The sequence below is a fragment of the Streptomyces sp. NPDC002784 genome, assembly GCF_053592135.1.
In genome coordinates this window covers 232,995-252,461 of the sequence record NZ_JBSFVD010000002.1, presented here as the reverse complement: position 1 = coordinate 252,461, position 19,467 = coordinate 232,995, and the positions used below count along the sequence as shown (strand labels likewise).

Here is a 19,467-nt window from a genome sequence, read left to right as displayed (position 1 = left end):
CGGTATGGACCTGTACGAGCACCAGGCAAGGCAACTCTTCGAGGAACACGGCATCTTGGTGCCGAGGGCCGAGGTCACGGACTGCGCGAAGGAGGCGCGCGAGATCGCTCGCCGGCTCGGCGGCCGTGTCGTCGTCAAGGCCCAGGTGAAGACCGGCGGACGCGGCAAGGCGGGCGGAGTGAAGCTCGCCGCCGACCCGGCCGCCGCGGAACTGACCGCCCGCCAGATCCTCGGCATGGACATCAAGGGCCACCGCGTCGGCACGGTGATGCTGGCCCAACCCGTGGACATCGAGACCGAGTTCTACGTCTCCTACGTCCTCGACCGCGCGGCCGGCCGCTTCCTCGCCATCGCCTCCGCCGAAGGAGGAATGGAGATCGAGGAGGTCGCCGCCACCCGACCGGAGGCGGTGGCCCGCGTCCACATCGACCCGGCCGAGGGCGTCACCTCGGCGAAGGCGGGCGAGATCGCCGCGGCGGCCGGACTCCCGGCGCAGACCGTCGACGTCCTGGTCCGGCTGTGGGAGGTGCTGGTCCGCGAGGACGCCGTACTCGTCGAGGTGAACCCTCTCGTCCGCACGCGACAGGGCCGGATCCTCGCCCTCGACGGCAAGGTGACCCTCGACGACAACGCCAGTTTCCGGCAAGCGCGTTGGGGCGCCGAGGCGGAGGCGCACGCCGATCCGCTGGAGGCGGCCGCCGCCGCCAAGGGCCTCAACTACGTCAAGCTGGACGGCGAGGTCGGCATCATCGGCAACGGCGCCGGTCTGGTGATGTCGACGCTCGACGTGGTCGCCGGCTGCGGCGCCCGCCCCGCCAACTTCCTCGACATCGGCGGCGGCGCCTCGGCCCGGATCATGGCCGACGGGCTGTCGGTGATCCTTTCCGACCCGTCCGTGAAATCGGTGCTCGTCAACGTCTTCGGCGGCATCACCGCCTGTGACGCGGTCGCCGACGGCATCGTCAAGGCCCTGGACGAGGTGCGGCTGACCAAGCCGCTCGTCGTGCGCCTCGACGGCAACAACGCGGCACGCGGCCGAACCATCCTCGACGAGCACGCCCATCCGCTGGTCGAGCAGGCCACCACCATGGACGGCGCCGCCGCCCGGGCCGCCCGACTCGCCACCTCGGCCTAAGGAGACGGGACACCATGGCGATCTACCTCACCCAGGAGAGCAAGGTCCTCGTCCAGGGCATGACCGGCGGCGAGGGCATGAAGCACACCCGGCGCATGCTCGCGGCCGGCACCGACGTCGTCGGCGGCGTCAACCCCCGCAAGGCGGGCCGCACCGTCGACTTCGACGACCGTGCCGTCCCCGTCTTCGGCTCCGTCGCCGAGGGCATGGCGGAGACCGGCGCGGACGTCACCGTCGTCTTCGTGCCGCCCGCCTTCGTCAAGCCGGCCGTCACCGAGGCCGCCGACGCCGGCATCGGCCTCGCGGTCGTCATCACCGAGGGCATCCCGGTGCACGACTCCGTCGCCTTCACCACGTACGCACAGCGCAGGGGAACCCGGGTCATCGGCCCCAACTGCCCGGGGCTGATCACCCCCGGCCAGTCCAACGCGGGCATCATCCCCGCCGACATCACCAAGCAGGGCCGCATCGGCCTGGTCTCCAAGTCGGGCACGCTCACTTACCAACTCATGTACGAGCTGCGCGACATCGGCTTCTCGACCTGTGTGGGCATCGGCGGCGACCCGGTGATCGGGACGACCCACATCGACTGCCTCGCGGCCTTCCAGGAGGACCCCGACACCGACATCATCGTCCTCATCGGGGAGATCGGCGGCGACGCCGAGGAACGCGCGGCCGCGTACATCCGCGACCACGTCACCAAGCCCGTCGTCGGCTACATCGCCGGATTCACCGCCCCCGAGGGCAAGACCATGGGCCACGCCGGCGCCATCGTCTCCGGCTCCTCCGGTACGGCGGCGGCGAAGAAGCGGGCCCTGGAGGCGGCCGGAGTGCGGGTGGGGGACACCCCGACGGAGACCGCGAGGCTCGTGCTCGCACGGCTCGACGAGCAGCGGTAGTCCAGCTCCTACGTCCTGACGAGCATCCGTCGTCCGACTCGGGCGCCGTACCGAGCCCCGTGGTCCAGGCGCACCAGACCTTCGCCCCCCGCCCCCGACTGTGCACCGAGAGCGGAGCAACCCCATGGCAACCACCCTCACCCTCAAATCCGGCACCTCCTGGTCCGACGCCTGGCAGCGCTGTCTCGCCGTCGCCCCCGAGGCCTTCCGGGACGACCGCGTCCTCAACCTCTGGGCCGGCACCTGGCAGGCCGACGGCCGGACCCTGCCCGCCACCAGCCCCGTCGACGGGAGCCCCATCGCCGGCCCGCCCCGCCTGGACCGGGCCACCGCCCACCGGGCCGTACGCGCCGCGCTCGACCAGCACCGCGCCTGGCGGCACCTTCCCCTCGACGAGCGCCGCGCCCGGGTCGCCGCCACCCTCGACTCCCTCACCCAGCACCGCGAACTCCTCGCCCTGCTGCTGGTCTGGGAGATCGGCAAGCCCTGGCGGCTCGCACAGGCCGACGTCGACCGGGCCATCGACGGGGTCCGCTGGTACGTCGACGGCATCGAGCCGATGCTCACCGGACGGGCCCCGCTGGACGGCCCGGTTTCCAACATCGCGAGCTGGAACTACCCGATGAGCGTGCTCGTTCACGCAGTACTGGTTCAGGCACTGGCAGGCAACGCGGTCATCGCCAAGACCCCGACCGACGGCGGCGTCGCCTGTCTCACCCTGGCCTCGGCGCTCGCCGCCCGCGAGGGGATACCCGTCACCCTCGTCAGCGGCAGCGGGGGCGAGCTGTCCCAGGCGCTGGTGCGGGCGCCCGAGATCGGCTGCGTCTCCTTCGTCGGCGGCCGCGACACCGGCGCCGCGGTGGCCACGGCCGTCGCCGACCTCGGCAAACGACATGTACTCGAACAGGAGGGACTCAACACCTGGGGCATCTGGAACTACACGGACTGGGACGCGCTGACGGCGGTCGTACCCAAGCTCTTCGACTACGGCAAGCAGCGCTGCACGGCGTACCCGCGCTTCGTCGTCCAACGCACGCTGTTCGACGAGTTCCTGGCGGCGTACCTCCCGGCGGTGCGCACGCTCAGGGTGGGCCATCCGCTGGCCGTCGAGCACCCCGACGACCCGTACCCGGCGCTGGACTTCGGGCCGGTGATCAACGCGGCCAAGGCCAAGGAACTGCACGACCAGGTCGCCGAGGCCGTCGACCGGGGCGCCGTGCCCCTGCACCGCGGCAGTCTGACCGACGCCCGCTTCCTGCCCGGCCAGGACACCTCGGCGTACGTCCAGCCCGTCACGCTGCTCAACCCGCCGCCGTCCTCGCCACTGCACCACGCGGAGCCGTTCGGGCCGGTCGACACCATCGTCCTGGTCGACACCGAGGCCGAGCTGCTGGCCGCCATGAACGCCTCCAACGGCGCCCTGGTCGCCACGCTGTCCACGGACGACCGGTCGGCGTTCGAGCGCCTCGCCCCGCAGATCCGGGCCTTCAAGGTCGGCCACGGCACACCTCGCTCGCGCGGCGACCGTGACGAACTGTTCGGCGGGTTCGGGGCGTCCTGGCGGGGCGCCTTCGTCGGCGGCGAGCTACTGGTCCGCGCGGTGACACACGGGCCCGCGGGGGAGCGGCTGCCGGGGAACTTCCCGGAGTACCACCTCATGCCGTGAACGACGAGGGGCGCGGCCTGCGGGCGGGACGGCAGGCCGCGAGCACCGGCGGGCTGAGGTGACGTTGACCTGCTGCGGGGTGGGCGCGGCCTGCGTGGGGTGGCGGTCCGTGAGCGCTGTCAGGACCGTGAGGGTCGGGCTGGGTCGGGGACGGCGGGGCGTGTTGCGTCGCCCTGGGTCAGGGCCCGGCTGCGGTGGGCGGGTCGGCCTGCGGCGACGTTGACCTGCTGTGGGGTGGGCGCGGCCTATGTGGGACCGCAGGCCGTGAGGGTGGGGCTGCGTGGGGAGCGGCAAGGCGTGTGCGTCGGCAGGCCGTTGCGTCGGGGGGTCGTGCCTCGGCAGGCCCTGCCTCGGTCTGGGTGCGGGTCGGCCTGCGGGAGAGGGTGTGGCGGGCCGTGATGGACGGCGCGTGAGGGGGCGGCGGGCCGCGGAGGTCTGCTGGGGCCTTGCCGGGAGTGGGTGCCGGGCGGGCGCCCGGCGTGGTGGGGTGGCCGGATCCCTCGGGTCGGGTCGGCGGATGACCGGGTCGGGGCGGAGCTGATCGCTACAGTCTGCGCATGGTCCGTGACGAACCTCCCGCGTCCCCCGAGCCGCGGCCCGACGCTCGCCAGGACACCCGTCTCGGTCACCTCCTCCGGCTCGCGCAGACCAAGCTGGCCCGGGCATCCGCTCAGGCGCTGGCCCCGTACGGGGTGGACCGGCACGAGCTGGCGGTGCTCGCGGTGCTGTCCGGTGCCCGGCCGCTGTCGCAGGTGGAGGCGGCGGGCCGGCTGGGCGTCGACCGCACCACCATGGTGGCGTTGATCGACGGCCTGGAGGACCACGGCCTGGTCGCCCGGCGGCGCAGCACCCAGGACCGGCGCAAGAACATCGTCGAGCTCACCGCCGCGGGCGAGGAGTGCTACCGGCAGGCCGAGCTGGCCCGCCGCTCGGCCGAGCGCAGCTTCCTGGCCCCGCTGGACGAGCGGACGGCCGCCACGCTGCTCCGCGCGCTGCACCTGCTGACCTGGGAGGACCGCACCACGGACAGCCCAGGGTGAGCGCGAGATGGCTCTTGGTGAAACCTTCCGCCGGAAGCCCGGCTGAGGCCCTTCGCCTGACAGATATGCACGTGAAGGCCACTCCGAAAGCTTGGTATTGTTGTCCCTGTCGCCGCGGGGAACACCCCCGGCAAGGCGGCAGACACCTGGTCCGGGTGGCGGAATGGCAGACGCGCTAGCTTGAGGTGCTAGTGCCCTTTATCGGGCGTGGGGGTTCAAGTCCCCCCTCGGACACATCCCAGCTTGTGCGGGTCGAGATCTTCTCGGCCCGCACAAGCTTTTTTCGTACCGGCTACGGCACCCCGAGCTCGAACAGCACATACCCCGCGTACGACCCGGACGCCACCGCCGCGATGCCCAGGGGCCAGCACATCATCAGAGGGCTGAGGCGGCGCAGGGCGAAGGCGAGCGGGAGGTAGAGGGGGAACGCCGGCAGCAGGTAGCGGGAGACGTTGGCGAAGATCTGCTGGCTGCCGAGGATCAGGGCCAGCGTGAGGACCGTGTACACCACGAGCGGCGCCGGCGGACGATGGCGCAGCAGCAGCCCGAGCATCGTGACGGCGAGCAGGACGGTGCCCACCCCGACGACGTCCGCGAAGGGGTAGGCGAAGAGATAGTCGAAGTGGCCCACCGGGAGGGACGTGAGGACGTCCAGGGTCTGTGCGCCGTAGTCGAAGGTGTGCGCCCAGGCGCCGTCCTGGAGCTTGAAGTAGCCGCCGTAGTCGCCCATGCGGTGTCCGACCCAGGCCAGGTAGCCGAACAGCCCGAGCGGTGCCAGCGCCAGCGCGAGCAGGGGGCGTACGACGCCCTCGTCCTGTCGATGGCGGTGCAGGGCGAGCGCGACGGCGACGCCGAGGGCCGCGATCAGGGCGCCGGCGGTGGGGCGGTTGAGGCCCGCGAGGAAGGTGAGAAGGCCCGCGGTGAGCCAGGCGCGGCTCAGCATGGCGTGGCAGGACCAGGCGGCGAGGGCGACGTAGAGGGAGTCGGAGTAGACCGCCCACTCCACCCCGGAGCCGGGCCATACCGCCCACAGCCCGGCCGCCGCCAGGCCCGCCCGGCGTCCGCCGAGGTGTGCGGCGACCGTGTGGATGCCGAGGGCCGCCGCGAAGGACGCGAGGACGGAGACGAGCAGGCCAGCGCCGTAGGACCCCAGGCCGGTCGCCTCGGAGACCAGGCGCATCAAGGCGGGGTAGAGGGGGAAGAAGGCGGCCGAGTTGCCTTCCAGGGTGATCATTCCGGTGGCGCCGGGGACCGGGACGAGGGCGGGGTCGTAGCCGTGTTCGGCGATCTGCCGGTACCACCAGCCGTCCCAGGTGGCGAGCACGTCCCAGGGGTGTGCGCCGCCGCCGAAGCGGGGGTTCTTCTCGCGGAAGTCGCCCGCGGAGTGCAGCAGGGCCAGGAAGACGGTGAAGCCGATCAGCTTCAGAGTGCCGTAGAGGGCGAGGACGGGGCCGTAGCGGGCGGTGGCCTCGCGCAGCGGGTGCGGTGGCGGGACCGGTTCGGTGAGGCGGGCGTTCCAGGTCGGCCGGGTGTCGGTGGTGGCGTTCATCGGGTCCCCCGGCCGAACACCCAGGCGCGCAGGAGCAGGAACCGCAGCAGGGTCGCGGTGAGGTTGGCGGCGACGAGCACGGCGAGTTCGGTGCGCGGCGCGGCGCCGGGTGCCGCCAGGTGCAGGGCGGCGAGCGCTCCGGAGGTGAGCGTCAGGCCCAGGACGAAGACCAGCAGCCCGCGCGCCTGGTGCCGGAGCGCCCCGCCCGGGCCGCGAACGCCGAAGGTGAATCGCCGGTTCGCGGCCGTGTTCGCCACGGCGCACACCAGGAGCGCCAGCGCGTTGGCGGCCTGCGCCCCGGTCGCCGGGCGCAGGGCCGCGTAGAGCAGCAGATGGGCGAGGGTGCTGAGGGCGCCGACCAGGGCGAAGCGCAGGAGTTGGGGGAGCGGCCTGGGGGGCGAGGCGGCGGAGGGCAGTCCGCCGCGGGCGAGGGCCGTGCCGATCCGGACGATCCCGCGCAGGTCGGCGAGGGCGGTGGGGAGGAGGTCGACGCGGCTGTCCGGGTCGTCCACCCAGTCGACCGGCACCTCATGGATGCGCAGTCCGGCCCGTTCGGCGATCACCAGCAGCTCGGTGTCGAAGAACCACTCCTCGTCCCGCACCAACGGCACCAGCCGCTCGGCGACATCGCGCCGTACCGCCTTGAACCCGCACTGCGCGTCGGAGAACCCGACCGCGAGGGTGGAGCGGAGCAGGGTGTTGTAGCCGCGGGAGATGAACTCCCGTTTGGGGCCCCGGACCACGCGCGATCCGGGCGCCAGCCTGGTCCCGATGGCGAGGTCCGAGTGCCCCGAGATGAGCGGCGCGACCAGGGGCAGCAGCGCGGCCAGTCCGGTCGACAGATCGACATCGACGTATGCCAGGACCGTCGCCGGCGACCGTGACCAGGCCGCCCGCAACGCCCGCCCCCGCCCCTTCTCCTCCAGCCGCAGCCACTGCGCCTCCGGCAGTTCGCGGGCGAGGCGGGCGGCGATACGAGGGGTGGCGTCGGTGCTGGCGTTGTCGGCGACGGTGATCCGGAACGGGTACGGGAAGCCCGCGCGCAGATGGGCGTGGAGCCGCCGCACGCTCTGCTCCAGACCCGCCTCCTCGTTGAAGACGGGGACGACGAGGTCGAGAACGGGGGCGCGGGGGTCGACGTCCATGGGGCCCCGGGTCATGAGCTGCTCCCGCTGTTTCGTCACGGTCTGTCCTTGTCTGTGCTGTGCCACAGGGCGTGCCGAGGGCAGCCGGGGCGGGGTGTCCGGGAGGCGCGGGGCGCGGTCAGGGGGTGGCGGAGGTCTCCGGCGGCGGGGCCGAGGCCGGTTCGGTGGTGGAGGCCGGGGGCGAGGTGAGCGCGGAGATGTCGGGCGTGGACGTCGGCGGCTCTGACGTGGGTGTCGAGGTGGTGGCGTCCGTGGTGGCGTCCGTGGTGGTGGTCGACGGTGGCCGCGTCGTCGGCGTCGACGTGGCGGTGTCCGGCGGCGTGGACATCGGTGACGTGCTCGGCGGCGCGGACGTCGAGGAGGGGGAGGGGTCCGGAGGCGAGGTGGTCGGGCTGATCGTGGGCGCCGGGCGCGGCGAGCTGGGCTCGACGTGCTGTGCTCCGCCGGGCCGCAGCACCAGGGCGAGCGCGACCGCGGCCACGGCGAGCACCGATCCGGCGGCGTTACGGGCCGCCCGCAGCCGGCGCCGGGTCCTAACCGCCTCATGGAGCCGTTCCCGCTGCCGGGCCTCCAGGGGGGTGTACTCCGCGGAGGAGCGCATCAGATGGGCGAGTTGCTCTTCGAAGTGGTCCATGGCTCCTCCTTCACCCGACCGGTTCGATGACGTCGGACAGGAGCCGCCGCAGCCGGGCGACTCCGCGGGAGGCGTGCGAGCGGGCGGTGCCCACCGGGCAGCCCAGCACGTCGGCGACCTGCCGGTCGGGCAGGTCCTGGTAGTAGCGCAGCACCACGGCGGCCCGCTGATCGGGGGTCAACTGCGCGAGCGCGGCTTCGAGCCGGGACCGCTCGGCGACGGCGGCGGACACATCGCCCGGCAGTGCGGACTCGGGCACCTGCTCGACGGGCCGCTCCCCCCACCACCGCCGCCGGGCCGACCGCGCGGCGGCGCGTGCCATGACCTTGCGGACGTAGGCCTCGGGGGCCTCCTCGCCGACCTTCGCCCAGACGAACCAGAGCTTGACCAGGGACTCCTGCAGCAGATCCTCGGCGCGGTGCCGGTCCCCTCCGGTCAGCAGGCGCGCGAGATGGAGCAGCCCCGACCACCGGGCCGCCACAAAGTCGTCGAACTCACCCTCTCGAGCCCGTTGCATCCGCACGTCCCTGCTGTCGCCAGTCACCTACACCTGTGAGAAGGCCCTGGCACCCCTGGGGCGCTGCACTTGGATCAGGTGATCTGGGCCACATCCGGCACGGAACGCCGAGGGGGCCGGGAACTTCTCGGCCGTCAGGCCGCGACCAGCTCCTGGGCCTTGGCCCTCGGCTGAACCCGCGAGGTCCGGCGCAGCCACAGGACGTCCCGTCCGAACGACCACACCAGCGCCGCGAGAGCGGTGGCGACGACGCCGAGTTCGACGAGGTGCGGCAGCAGGCCCGAGGCCGCCAGCAGCAGGAACACGCCCTGGAGCGCGGCCACCGTCTTGCGGGCGGTGCTCGGCGGCAGCGAGGCGTTCAGCCACGGACACAGGCGGGCGGCGGCCACGAAGCCGTAGCGCATGCCGCCGATCAGCAGGACCCAGGGGCCATGTGCCGTCGACACGTGGACGCTGAGCACCAGGATCAGGAACGCGTCGACCTCCATGTCGAAGCGGGCGCCCAGCGCGGTGGAGGTGCCGGTGCGGCGGGCGACCTTGCCGTCGACGCCGTCGAGGATCAGGGCCACGGCCGTCAGACCGACCAGCAGGGTGAGCGGCGGCGGGCTCTGGAAGGAGTCCGCGACCAGGGCGGTGACCCCGCCGACCAGGATGGAACGGCCGAGGGTGACGCGGTTGGCGGGGCCGAAGGAGCGCAGCCGGGAGCGGTGCAGGGCCCGGGAGAGCACCGCCCAGGTGGCGACGGCGAACGCGAGTCCGGTCAGCCAGCCCGCCGGCCCCAAGCCGATCGCCGTGCCGAGCAGCGCCAGCACCAGGATCTGCACGCCCGCTCCGAGCGCCGTCTCCTGCTGGACCAGCCTCGCGTCATACGTGTTGTTCAGGGCCACCGAACATCCTCCGGCCGTGTGACAGAGTCGATCGACGCCGCGTACTGTGCGCGGCCTGTGCACACCTCGGTACGTGAACCACTTCCCGATCGTTCAGGAGGATGCGGATGACGCCACCCGCGCGCGCGTTCTGGCTCAGCAGTCCGGGTGAAGGCGAGATCCGGGAGGTCACCCTTCCGGTCCCGGCCGAGGGGGAGGTGCTGGTCCGCGCCCTGTACTCCGGGGTGAGCCGCGGCACCGAGACCCTGGTCTTCCGCGGCGGCGTCCCCGAGAGCCAGCACGCGGCGATGCGGGCACCGTTCCAGGAGGGCGACTTCCCGGCGCCGGTGAAGTACGGCTACCTCAGCGTCGGAGAGGTCGAGCAGGGTCCCGCGGACCTCGTCGGCAGCACCGTCTTCTGCCTCTACCCGCACCAGACGCGGTACGTGGTCACGGTCGGCGCCGTCACGCGGGTGCCCGCCGGCGTGCCCGCCGAACGGGCCGTCCTCGCCGGCACCGTGGAGACCGCCGTCAACGCGCTCTGGGACGCGGCGCCCCTGATCGGCGACCGGATCGCGGTGGTCGGCGGCGGCATGGTCGGCTGCTCGGTGGCCGCGCTGCTGGCCCGCTTCCCGGGCGTGCGGGTGCAGTTGGTGGACGCCGATCCGGCGCGGGCGAAGACCGCCGAGGCGCTCGGCGTGGAGTTCGCGCTGCCGCCGGACGCGCGCGGGGAGTGCGACCTCGTCGTGCACGCCAGCGCCACCGAGCAGGGCCTCGCCCGCTCGCTCGAACTGCTGTCCGCCGAAGGTACGGTCATCGAACTGAGCTGGTACGGCGACCGGCCCGTCACCCTCCCGCTCGGCGAGGCCTTCCACTCCCGCCGGCTCGTGATCCGCAGCAGCCAGGTCGGCACCGTCTCCCCGACCCGCCCCGGCCGTACCTACGCCGACCGGCTCGCCCTCGCCCTCGAACTCCTCGCCGACCCGGCGCTCGACGCCCTCGTCACGGGGGAGAGCGCGTTCGAGGAGTTGCCTGAGGTGCTGCCGAGGCTCGCGTCCGGGGAGATTCCGGCGCTGTGTCACCGCGTGCGGTACGGGACGAGCGCCTGACCTGAGAAAAGAGTGAGAGTCGGCTGAACAACGGGAAGCGAAGAGCCGTACTACTCCACATCCCCGGCAACGATCAGCCGGGGGTCAGACGCGCCGCACTTGGAGGGTCGTCCGTTGTTCAGCATCACCGTCCGCGATCACATCATGATCGCCCACAGCTTCCGCGGCGAGGTCTTCGGACCCGCGCAGCGCCTCCACGGAGCGACATTCCTGGTGGACGCCACCTTCCGGCGCGCACAGCTGGACGAGGACAACATCGTCGTCGACATCGGGCTCGCCACCCAGGAACTGGGCGCCGTCGTCGCCGAGTTGAACTACCGCAACCTCGACAACGAACCCGACTTCGCCGGGATCAACACCTCCACGGAGTTCCTGGCCAAGGTCATCGCCGACCGGCTCGCCGAGCGGGTGCACAAGGGAGCCCTCGGCGAGGGCGCCAAGGGCCTGGCCGGCATCACCGTCACACTGCACGAGTCGCATGTCGCGTGGGCGAGTTACGAGCGTGCCCTGTGACCGACCTGACGGTGGACCGGGCCCGGCTCGCCTACGTGCCCGTGCAGCATCCCGCCCTGAAGAACGCCGAGATCGTCCCCATGTCCCTGCGCTCCGTGCACTTCGTCCTGCCGGGCGGCGTCGACGACCCGGCCGCGCCGAGCGGCGGCAACGCCTACGACCGCCGGGTGAGTCTGGATCTGCCCGGCTTCGGCTGGCAGGTCCACCAGCACGCCGTGCCTGGCGAGTGGCCCCGGCCCGGCGCGGCGGCGCGGGCGGAACTGGCGCGGACGCTGCGGGAGTTGCCGGACGGCACGGTGGTGCTGCTCGACGGGCTCGTCGCGTGCGGGGTGCCCGAGGTCGTCGTACCGGAGGCGGAGCGGCTGCGGATCGCGGTGCTGGTGCACCTTCCGCTGGGCGACGAGACGGGTCTGCCGGCCGAGGTGGCCGCCGGGCTGGACGCCCGCGAGCGCACGGTGCTGCGGGCGGTCCCGGCCGTGATCGCCACCTCCGACTGGGCGGTCCGGCGCCTGGTCTCCCACCACGGACTCGCCCCCGACCGGGTCCATGTCGCCACCCCCGGCGCCGACATCGCCCCCCTGGCCTCCGGCACCGACGGCGTCTCCCGCCTGCTGTGCGTGGCCGCCGTGACGCCCCGCAAGGGACAGCACCGGCTGGTCGAGGCGCTGGCGGCGGTGACCGACCTGCCGTGGAGCTGCGTCTGCGTCGGCGGCCTCGGCCAGGCCCCCGAGTACGTGGCGGGACTGCGGGCCCTGATCCGCAAGCACGGCCTCCAGGACCGGCTGGTGCTGGCGGGACCGCAGGCCGGTGCCGAACTCGACGCCAGCTACGCCGCCGCCGACCTGATGGTCCTCACCTCCTATGCCGAGACGTACGGCATGGCGGTGACCGAGGCACTGGCGCGCGGCATCCCGGTACTGGCGACGGACGTCGGCGGGCTGCCCGAGGCGGTCGGCCGCGCCCCCGACGGCGGGGTGCCCGGCATCCTCGTCCCGCCCGAGGACCCCGCCGCCCTCGCCGCCGAACTGCGCGGCTGGTTCGGCGAGGCGGACGTACGACGACGCCTGAAGGCGGCCGCCCGGGGCCGCCGGGCCGCCCTCGACGGCTGGGCGACCACGGCCCGCAGCCTGGCCGCGGTACTGGGCCGGCTGCCGAACGAACCCAGGAGGGCGGCATGAGGGAACCGGCACCGACACAACGGCTGGGGCTCGGCACCGGCACGGCCGCGGACCGGGACGACCCGGCCGACCTGCACGTGACCTCCGCGGACGGCTGCGGCACCGCGGACCCCGTGGGGCCGGCGGAGCCGCCGCCGTCACCGGACGAGACGGAGCGGCTCGCGGTGCCGCCCGGGACGCGGGACGCGGCGAGCGAGGACCTGGTGATTCCCGGCGCGGGCCCCGGCGAACGTCCCACGCTCAGGCTGCGGGACTCCGGCCCGGAGGAACCCTCGCGCTATGCCCCCGAGTGGCTGGAACTGCGCGAAGGGCCCGACGGGGCCGCGCGGGCGGCCGAGGTGCTCGATCCGCTGCGGATCCGGCTCGCCGAACCGCCGGACGGGGCCGACGGACTGGTCATCCACGACCTGGGCTGCGGCACCGGCTCGATGGGCCGCTGGCTGGCGCCCCGCCTCGCCGGCGCCCAGCACTGGATCCTGCACGACCGCGACCCCTACCTGCTGCACTTCGCCGCCGCCGCCTCCCCGCGCGCCGCCGCCGACGGCAGCCGGGTCACCGTCGAGACCCGCCGCGGCGATGTCGCCCGGCTCACCCCGGACAGCCTCGCCGGTGCCTCGCTGGTCACGGCGTCCGCGCTGCTCGACGTCCTCACCCGGGAGGAGGTCGAGACCCTCGTCGCCGCCTGCACCGGGGCCGGCTGCCCGGCGCTGCTGACCCTGTCGGTCGCGGGACGCGTGGAACTCAGCCCCGCCGACCCGCTCGACGGCGAGATCGCCGAGGCGTTCAACGCCCACCAGAAGCGCACGGACCTGCTCGGCCCGGACGCGATCACGGTGGCCCGCGAGGCGTTCTCCGCACGCGGCGCCACGGTCCGCGTCCATGCGAGCCCCTGGCGGCTCGGTCCCGGCGAGTCCGCGCTCACCGCGCAGTGGCTGCGCGGCTGGGTCGGCGCGGCCGTGGAACAGCGGCCGGACCTGCGCGGACCGGCCGAACGCTATCTCCGCGAGCGCCTGGCGGCCTGCGCGGCGGGCGAGTTGCGGGTCGTGGTCCACCACAGCGACCTGCTGGCACTGCCCCGCACGGCGGACGGGGCGACGTCATGAGCGCGGAGGCGGTGGGGGCGCTCGCCGTACAGGTGCGCGCGGCGCCGAGGCCCACGTCCCTGTCGGTCCCGGTGGCCGCCCTCGCCCCGCCCGCCGAGGCCCCCCGCTCCCGGCCGGAAAGGGGCAACCTGCGAGCCCACCTCGGCACGGCCGCGGGCCTCGCCATCCTCGCCGTCCTCCTGTGGCGCCTGGGCACCGGGGCCTTCCTGGACGGGCTGCGCCGCATCGACGCGCCGGCCGTGCTCGCCGCCGTCGGCGTCGGAGCGGTGACCACCGTGTTCAGCGCCTGGCGCTGGCAGTTGGTGGCCCGCGGACTGCGGATCCGGCTGCCGCTCGGCGCGGCCGTCGCCGACTACTACCGCGCGCTGTTCCTGAACGCCGCCCTCCCCGGCGGCGTCCTGGGCGATGTGCACCGCGCGGTCCGGCACGGGCGCAGCACCGGGGACCTCGGCCGGGGCGTCCGCTCGGTCGTGCTCGAACGGGCCGCCGGACAGCTCGCGTTGCTCCTGACCGGAGCCGTCGTCCTGCTGACCCTGCCGTCCCCCGTGCGCGACCGGGCCCGCCAGCTCGCGCCACTGCTCGCGCTCGCCGCCCTCGGCGCGCTGGCGGTGCTGCTCGCCCTGCGGCTGAGCCGGCCGCCCTCCCGGCGCCGACGCGTCCTGCGCGAGGGCCTCGAAGGACTGCTGTCGCCCCGCAACTGGCCCGGGATCGCGGTGTCGTCGGCCGTCGTCCTGGCCGGACACCTCGCCACGTTCGTCCTCGCGGCCCGCGTCGCCGGCGCCACCGCCTCCGTCGCCGTCCTCCTGCCGCTGGGCGTCCTCGCCCTGCTGGCGATGAGCCTGCCGCTGAACGTCGGCGGCTGGGGACCCCGGGAGGGCGTCACCGCCTGGGCGTTCGGCGCCGCCGGGCTCGGCGCGGGCAGCGGGCTCGCGGTCGCCGTGGTCTACGGCGTGCTGTGTCTGGCCGCGAGCCTGCCCGGTGCGCTGGTCCTGGTCGCGCGGCGCCGGTCCCCCTACTCTGCGCCCAGCACGGAGAAATACGCGGCGAAGGAATCGGAAAGGCTCGCCAGCAGTTCCTTGCCCTTTTCCGCCGAACCCAGCGAAGGACGGCCGATGACACCCGAATCGGTATAGGCGGACATACCGAGGGAGAGCAGATGACGCCGGTCGTCCGCGACGAAATCGGAGGTCTCGTATCCGGGCCGCAGCATTTCCGGATGCGTATGCAGAAGGATGGAGGTCTCTATTTCCCCCGCGTGCATGTCGGTCAGCAGCGAGGTGGCGACCCCGGCCCGTTCCCGCGCCGATTCCCAGTCCTCCGCGGCCGGGAACAGCGCGATGCGCTCACCGCGCGCGGAGGATTCCTGAACGACATTGCCCAGTACGTAGTTCCCGCCGTGTCCGTTGACCACCACCAGGGCCTCCACGCCCGAACGGCGCAGCGATTCCGCTATGTCCCGGATGACCGCATGAAGGGTCACCGAGGAGATGCTGACGGTCCCCGGCCACGCGGCGTGCTCGTGCGAGCAGGAGATCGTCACCGGAGGGAGGAGGTGCACCGGGTACGCGGCGGCGATCTCCCGGGCGACGGCGCAGGCGACGAGGGTGTCCGTGGCGAGCGGCAGGAAGGGGCCGTGCTGTTCGAAGCTCCCGACGGGAAGGACGGCCACCTGCCGTGCGACGCCCGCCCCGCGCGCCCGTACGTCCTCCGTGGTGTCCGCCGGCACCAGACCGTGTGCCGACCGTATTTCCGAACCACTCATCTTTTCACGGCCTTTCGTCTCTGCTGAGGAACCAGATCATGACAGAAAAAGTTGGCGTACTCGGAATGAAGTCGCAGCAGCGCACCGGTGTGGAACGCGTGGTGAATGCGCCGTTGCCCACGGTGTACGGGCAATTCAGCGCGGTCGGCTACCTGGACCACGATCGCGGTGACGAGCAAGTGGCCCTGGTGCACGGCGACATCGGCACCGAGGACGTGCTCACCCGGCTGCATTCGGAGTGCCTGACCGGGGACGCGTTCGGCTCGCAGCACTGCGAGTGCGGGGACCAGCTGGCCTCGGCGCTGCGCGCGGTCGCCGCCGAAGGCCGGGGCGTGGTCGTCTACCTGAGAGGGCACGAGGGCCGGGGCATCGGACTGCTCGCCAAGCTGCGGGCGATGGCCCTCCAGGCGGAGGGCCTGGACACCGTGGAGGCGAACCTCGCCCTCGGGCTGCCCGTCGACTCCCGTGACTACGGCGTCGCCGCCCGGATCCTGGACGACCTCGGGGTGCGCAGCGTGCGCCTGATGTCCAACAACCCCCGCAAGCGGGAGGCGTTGCTGGAGCACGGCATCACCGTCGCCGAGCAGGTGCCGCTGCTGATCGCGCCGTGCGAGAGCAACATCACCTACCTGCGCACCAAGCGGGAGCGCCTGGACCACCACCTGCCCCATCTCGACGCGGTGGCGCACTGGTCCTGATGCGCGCGAGGGCCGCCCGGACAGGAAGAGGAAACGACCGACGGCCTCCTCTTCCTCTCCGGCGACCGGGTGACCCGCCGTGGGTGAGGTCCTGCGCGACCTGTCCCTCGGCCGCGTACCCTTCGTGGACGTCAGCCCCTTGAGCGCCGACCGGTCCGCGGCCGACGCCCTGCGCCCGGAGGCCCACCGCGTATGACCGAACTCCATCTGTGGCTGCGACACGAGATCCGCTCCACCGAGCGGCGCACGCCGATCGTGCCGGCCGACGCGCGACGACTCGTCGAGAGCGGCATGACGGTGACCGTCGAGGAGTCCGCGCAGCGGATCTTCCCGGTCGAGGAGTACGAACGGGCCGGCTGCCGGATCGCACCGGCGGGCTCCTGGGAATCGGCGCCGGATGACGCCGTCGTCGTAGGACTGAAGGAACTCCCGGACGCACCGGCGCTGTTGACGCATCGGCATGTCTTCTTCGGGCACGCCTACAAGCGGCAGCCCGGCGCCGCCGCGCTGCTGCGCCGGTTCACCGCCGGGGGAGGAGCGCTGTACGACGTCGAGTACCTGGTGGACGACGACGGACGGCGGCTCGCCGCCTTCGGGTTCTGGGCCGGATACCTCGGCGCCGCCCTGGCCGTGCTCCAGCACCGGGGGCGGCTCGCGGTGCCGCTGGTGCCGACCGCGAAGGAGGAGCTGGACGCCCTGCTGCGGGAAGGCGAGGAGTTCACCGCGCTGGTCATCGGCGCCCTGGGCCGCAGCGGCCGGGGAGCCTGCGAGGCATTCCGGGCGGCCGGGGCCGAGCCCACCCGCTGGGACCTCGCCGAGACCCGCGCACTGGACCGGCCCGCCCTGCTCGCCCACGACGTCATGGTCAACGCCGTCCTCGCCACCAGCCCCGTCCCGCCCTTCCTGCGGGACGCGGACCTCGACGACCCCGCCCGCCGGCTGCGCACCCTGTGCGATGTCACCTGCGACGTCGGCTCACCCCTGAACGTCCTGCCGGTCTACGACCGCACCACCGACTGGACGGCCCCGGCCCGCCGGCTGCGCGAGCGGCCGCCGTTGGACCTCATCGCCATCGACAACCTGCCGTCCCTGCTGCCGAGGGAGTCCAGCACCGACTTCTCGGCGGCGCTATTGCCTCAGCTGCTGGAGTTCGGGACGGGCGGGGCGTGGGTGCGCGCTCTGGGCCGCTTCCACCGGGCCTGCCGGGAAGCCGGGGCCGGGGAAGGGCAGGCCCGCCATGCCTGACCTGGTTCCCGCGAGCGGCACCGTCCACTGGGTCGGCGCCGGGCTGTCCACCGGCAGCGGTCTCGCCCGGCTGTGCGAGACGGCCGAGCGGGTACGGCTGTGGCACCGCACCGAGGACCGCGCCGCCGAGGCCCTGTCCCGGCGCGGCCTGACCGGACGCGCCGAGCCGCGCGCGTACACGCTCGCCGCGCTGACGGCCGGACTCGCGCCCGGCGACGTCGTCGTGTCGATGCTGCCCGCGCCCGAGCACGCCGGTCTGCTGACCGCCTGTGTGGCCCGGCGGGCCCACTTCGCGTGCTCCAGCTATGTGTCGGACGCCGTGCTGGCGCAGGTACCGGCGGCCACGGCGGCCGGTCTGGTCGTCCTCACCGAGGCGGGCCTCGACCCGGGCCTCGACCATCTGTTCGCCCACTGCCTGGTCGCCCGCGCCCGGGAGGCGATCGGCGCCGGTACGGCCGCCACGTACAGCCTGACCTCGTACTGCGGCGGAGTTCCCGCGGAGCCGAACGACTTCAGGTACCGCTTCAGCTGGGCGCCCGCGGGCGTCCTCAACGCCCTTCGCTCACCCGCCCGTTACGTCGAGGACGGGGTCGAGACCACCGTCGACCGGCCCTGGGAGGCGACCCGGCGGCACCTGGTCGACGGGGAGGTGTTCGAGGTCTACCCCAACCGCGACAGCGTCCCCTTCATGGCCCAGTACGCGCTGCCCGCGCAGTGGAAGCCGCGCACCTTCGTCCGCGGCACCCTGCGGCTGGAGGGCTGGCTGCGCGCCTGGGAGCCCGTCTTCGCGGAGCTGAGGCGCGGCGACGACGAGCGCATCGCCGCCCTCGCCCGGGAGCTGGCCGACCGCCACCCCACCACGGACGCCGACCGGGACCGGGTCGTCCTCGCCGTCTCCCTCGACGTGCGCGGTGCGAACGCGCGGACCTGGAGCGGCAGTTGTCTGCTCGACCTGGTCGGTGACGAGGAAGAGAGCGCGATGGCCCGCTGTGTCTCCCGGCCCCTCGCGCTCGGCGTCCGGCACATCCTGGACGGCTCCCTGCCGCCGGGGCTGAGCCGGGCCGCCGAGACGCCGGCCCGGTCGGACCGGTGGCTGCGTGAACTGGCCCTGGAGGGGGTGGAGTTCACCCTGCGGGTCAGTCGGTGACGGCCTCGTGCACGAGCCGCTTGAGGTCCTGGAACATCGTGTGGGACGTCTTCGGCCGTACCTGGGTCATGAACTGCACGGTGAGATCGCGGGTGGGGTCGACCCAGAACGTCGTGGTCGCCACACCGCTCCAGCCGTAGGTGCCGAGCCCGGCCGGGGCCCGGGTGCGGGACGGGTCGATGACGACGGAGACGCCGAGGCCGAAGCCGACGCCGTCGTTGCCGGGCTCGTCATGGGCGGGCCGGCTGCCGAAGGAACGCAGGTCGGCGCCGTCGGGGAGATGGTTGGAGGTCATCAGGTCGACCGTCCGAGGGGCGAGCAGGCGGACGCCGTCGAGTTCGCCGCGGCGGCGCAGCAGCTCCATGAACCGGTGGATGTCATGGGCGGAGGCGGCCAGGCCGCCGCTGCCGGACAGGAACCGGGGACGGCCGTGCCGCAGCGGAAGCCCGGGGATCGGAGTGATCCGGCCGTCGTCGGTCTCGCCGTACAACTCGGCCAGCCGGTCCCCTTGCGCGTCGGTCACCTGGAAACCGGCGTCGGTCATGCCGAGCGGGCCGAAGACGCGCTCGGCGAGGAACTCGTCCAGCGGCCGGCCGGAGACGACCTCGATGACCCGGCCGAGGACGTTGCTGGCGACCGAGTAGTTCCACTGCGTGCCCGGGTCGAACTGGAGCGGCAGGCGCGCGTACACGTCGACCGTCCCGGCCAGGTCCGAGCCCGGCAGCACCGCCGAGTCCAGGTTGGCCTCGCGGTACAGGGCGTCCACCGGGTGGCAGTGGTAGAAGGCGAAGGTCAGGCCCGCGGTGTGGGTCATCAGATGGCGGATCAGCAGCGGACCGGCGGCCGGGCGGGTGCGGACGTCCGGGCCGGAGCCCCCGGCGTACACCCGCGGCTCGGCGAAGGCCGGCAGATGGCGGCCCACCGGGTCGTCCAGCCCCAGCTTCCCCTCCTCCACCAGCAGCAACGCCGCCACCGAGGTGACCGGCTTGGTCATGGAGTAGATCCGCCACAGGGTGTCCGGCTCCACCGGCCGTCCGGCGGCCACGTCCCGCAGGCCGTGCGTGGTCAGGTGGGCGACGCGTCCGCCCCGGGAGACGGCGACCAGGAAGCCGGGCAGCCGTCCTTCGTCGACGTAATGGGCGAAGTGCTGGTCGAGGCGGTCCAGTGCCTTCGGATCCAGACCGGCCTCGGCCGGTTCGACCTCTTGTCGCAGCAGTGCCATCGCTCTCCTCACGAATGCGGGCGCCGAGTGCTCCGGCAT

Annotated in this window: 18 protein-coding genes, 1 tRNA gene and 2 pseudogenes; 14 read left to right on the top strand and 7 right to left on the bottom strand. The window is 73.3% G+C overall.

Features of this window, described 5'->3' with window-relative positions:
• Positions 1-4 precede the first annotated feature (4 nt).
• The 5 genes from sucC (at position 5) to ACWD1Z_RS05790 (ending at position 4,974) form a co-directional block, all read left to right on the top strand.
• Entirely contained in the window at positions 5-1,135 is a 1,131-nt protein-coding gene (gene sucC, locus ACWD1Z_RS05810) for an ADP-forming succinate--CoA ligase subunit beta (protein WP_451115858.1), read from the top strand.
• A gap of 14 nt (positions 1,136-1,149) precedes the next feature.
• Positions 1,150-2,034: a succinate--CoA ligase subunit alpha gene (gene sucD / locus ACWD1Z_RS05805; RefSeq protein ID WP_451115856.1), complete on the top strand. Its 885-nt coding sequence runs from the start codon at positions 1,150-1,152 to the stop codon at positions 2,032-2,034.
• A gap of 124 nt (positions 2,035-2,158) precedes the next feature.
• Positions 2,159-3,700, top strand: coding sequence for an aldehyde dehydrogenase family protein (locus tag ACWD1Z_RS05800; protein WP_451115855.1), 1,542 nt, complete (start codon positions 2,159-2,161; stop codon positions 3,698-3,700).
• 557 nt (positions 3,701-4,257) lie between these two features.
• Complete coding sequence (locus ACWD1Z_RS05795; protein WP_451115853.1) at positions 4,258-4,740, top strand: MarR family winged helix-turn-helix transcriptional regulator; 483 nt, start codon at positions 4,258-4,260, stop codon at positions 4,738-4,740.
• A 149-nt stretch (positions 4,741-4,889) separates the two neighbouring features.
• Positions 4,890-4,974 (top strand) — tRNA-Leu (locus ACWD1Z_RS05790).
• A gap of 58 nt (positions 4,975-5,032) precedes the next feature.
• On the opposite strand, the gene ACWD1Z_RS05785 is transcribed toward ACWD1Z_RS05790, so the two are convergent.
• From ACWD1Z_RS05785 to ACWD1Z_RS05765, 5 genes are all read right to left on the bottom strand, one after another.
• Positions 5,033-6,289: a hypothetical protein gene (locus ACWD1Z_RS05785; protein ID WP_451115851.1), complete on the bottom strand. Its 1,257-nt coding sequence runs from the start codon at positions 6,287-6,289 to the stop codon at positions 5,033-5,035.
• Positions 6,286-7,449, bottom strand: coding sequence for a glycosyltransferase (locus tag ACWD1Z_RS05780; protein ID WP_451116330.1), 1,164 nt, complete (start codon positions 7,447-7,449; stop codon positions 6,286-6,288). The genes ACWD1Z_RS05785 and ACWD1Z_RS05780 overlap by 4 nt, the downstream gene beginning before the upstream one ends.
• A gap of 103 nt (positions 7,450-7,552) precedes the next feature.
• Complete coding sequence (locus ACWD1Z_RS05775) at positions 7,553-8,068, bottom strand: hypothetical protein (RefSeq protein ID WP_451115850.1); 516 nt, start codon at positions 8,066-8,068, stop codon at positions 7,553-7,555.
• A 10-nt stretch (positions 8,069-8,078) separates the two neighbouring features.
• Entirely contained in the window at positions 8,079-8,585 is a 507-nt protein-coding gene (locus ACWD1Z_RS05770; RefSeq protein WP_451115848.1) for a SigE family RNA polymerase sigma factor, read from the bottom strand.
• Between the two features lie 134 nt (positions 8,586-8,719).
• Positions 8,720-9,472 carry a CDP-alcohol phosphatidyltransferase family protein gene (locus ACWD1Z_RS05765; RefSeq protein WP_451115846.1) on the bottom strand — a complete coding sequence of 251 codons (753 nt, stop codon included), beginning with the start codon at positions 9,470-9,472 and terminating at the stop codon, positions 8,720-8,722.
• Positions 9,473-9,579: 107 nt separating this feature from the next.
• Between ACWD1Z_RS05765 and ACWD1Z_RS05760 the strand changes: the two genes are divergently transcribed.
• The 5 genes and pseudogenes from ACWD1Z_RS05760 to ACWD1Z_RS05740 all read left to right on the top strand — a co-directional run.
• Positions 9,580-10,560 carry an FAD-dependent oxidoreductase gene (locus ACWD1Z_RS05760; RefSeq protein ID WP_451115845.1) on the top strand — a complete coding sequence of 327 codons (981 nt, stop codon included), beginning with the start codon at positions 9,580-9,582 and terminating at the stop codon, positions 10,558-10,560.
• A gap of 114 nt (positions 10,561-10,674) precedes the next feature.
• Positions 10,675-11,073: a 6-pyruvoyl trahydropterin synthase family protein gene (locus tag ACWD1Z_RS05755; RefSeq protein WP_451115844.1), complete on the top strand. Its 399-nt coding sequence runs from the start codon at positions 10,675-10,677 to the stop codon at positions 11,071-11,073.
• Positions 11,070-12,251: a glycosyltransferase family 4 protein gene (locus tag ACWD1Z_RS05750; protein WP_451115842.1), complete on the top strand. Its 1,182-nt coding sequence runs from the start codon at positions 11,070-11,072 to the stop codon at positions 12,249-12,251. Before ACWD1Z_RS05755 ends, ACWD1Z_RS05750 begins: the two co-directional genes overlap by 4 nt.
• Positions 12,248-13,354: a methyltransferase domain-containing protein gene (locus ACWD1Z_RS05745; RefSeq protein WP_451115841.1), complete on the top strand. Its 1,107-nt coding sequence runs from the start codon at positions 12,248-12,250 to the stop codon at positions 13,352-13,354. Before ACWD1Z_RS05750 ends, ACWD1Z_RS05745 begins: the two co-directional genes overlap by 4 nt.
• A pseudogene (locus ACWD1Z_RS05740) lies at positions 13,351-14,256 on the top strand (lysylphosphatidylglycerol synthase transmembrane domain-containing protein); the annotation flags it as partial. The gene ACWD1Z_RS05745 and the pseudogene ACWD1Z_RS05740, both read left to right, overlap by 4 nt.
• A gap of 110 nt (positions 14,257-14,366) precedes the next feature.
• Here ACWD1Z_RS05740 and ACWD1Z_RS05735 read toward each other — a convergent pair.
• On the bottom strand, positions 14,367-15,116 hold the full coding sequence (locus tag ACWD1Z_RS05735) for a creatininase family protein (RefSeq protein ID WP_451115839.1): 750 nt from the start codon (positions 15,114-15,116) through the stop codon (positions 14,367-14,369).
• Positions 15,117-15,154: 38 nt separating this feature from the next.
• Here ACWD1Z_RS05735 and ribA point away from each other — a divergent pair, with 38 nt between their 5' ends.
• The 4 genes and pseudogenes from ribA (at position 15,155) to ACWD1Z_RS05715 (ending at position 18,206) form a co-directional block, all read left to right on the top strand.
• A complete protein-coding gene (gene ribA, locus ACWD1Z_RS05730) occupies positions 15,155-15,814 on the top strand; it encodes a GTP cyclohydrolase II (RefSeq protein ID WP_451115837.1) in 660 nt (219 codons plus the stop codon).
• Between the two features lie 73 nt (positions 15,815-15,887).
• Positions 15,888-16,010, top strand: a pseudogene (locus ACWD1Z_RS05725) (sarcosine oxidase subunit beta); the annotation flags it as partial.
• Complete coding sequence (locus ACWD1Z_RS05720; RefSeq protein WP_451115835.1) at positions 16,007-17,059, top strand: saccharopine dehydrogenase; 1,053 nt, start codon at positions 16,007-16,009, stop codon at positions 17,057-17,059. The pseudogene ACWD1Z_RS05725 and the gene ACWD1Z_RS05720, both read left to right, overlap by 4 nt.
• Positions 17,052-18,206, top strand: coding sequence for a saccharopine dehydrogenase family protein (locus ACWD1Z_RS05715; protein WP_451115833.1), 1,155 nt, complete (start codon positions 17,052-17,054; stop codon positions 18,204-18,206). The genes ACWD1Z_RS05720 and ACWD1Z_RS05715 overlap by 8 nt, the downstream gene beginning before the upstream one ends.
• Here ACWD1Z_RS05715 and ACWD1Z_RS05710 read toward each other — a convergent pair.
• Positions 18,196-19,428, bottom strand: a complete 1,233-nt coding sequence (locus ACWD1Z_RS05710) for a serine hydrolase domain-containing protein (protein WP_451115832.1) — start codon at positions 19,426-19,428, stop codon at positions 18,196-18,198. The two genes, ACWD1Z_RS05715 and ACWD1Z_RS05710, sit on opposite strands and share 11 nt — an antisense overlap.
• Positions 19,429-19,467: the final 39 nt, after the last annotated feature.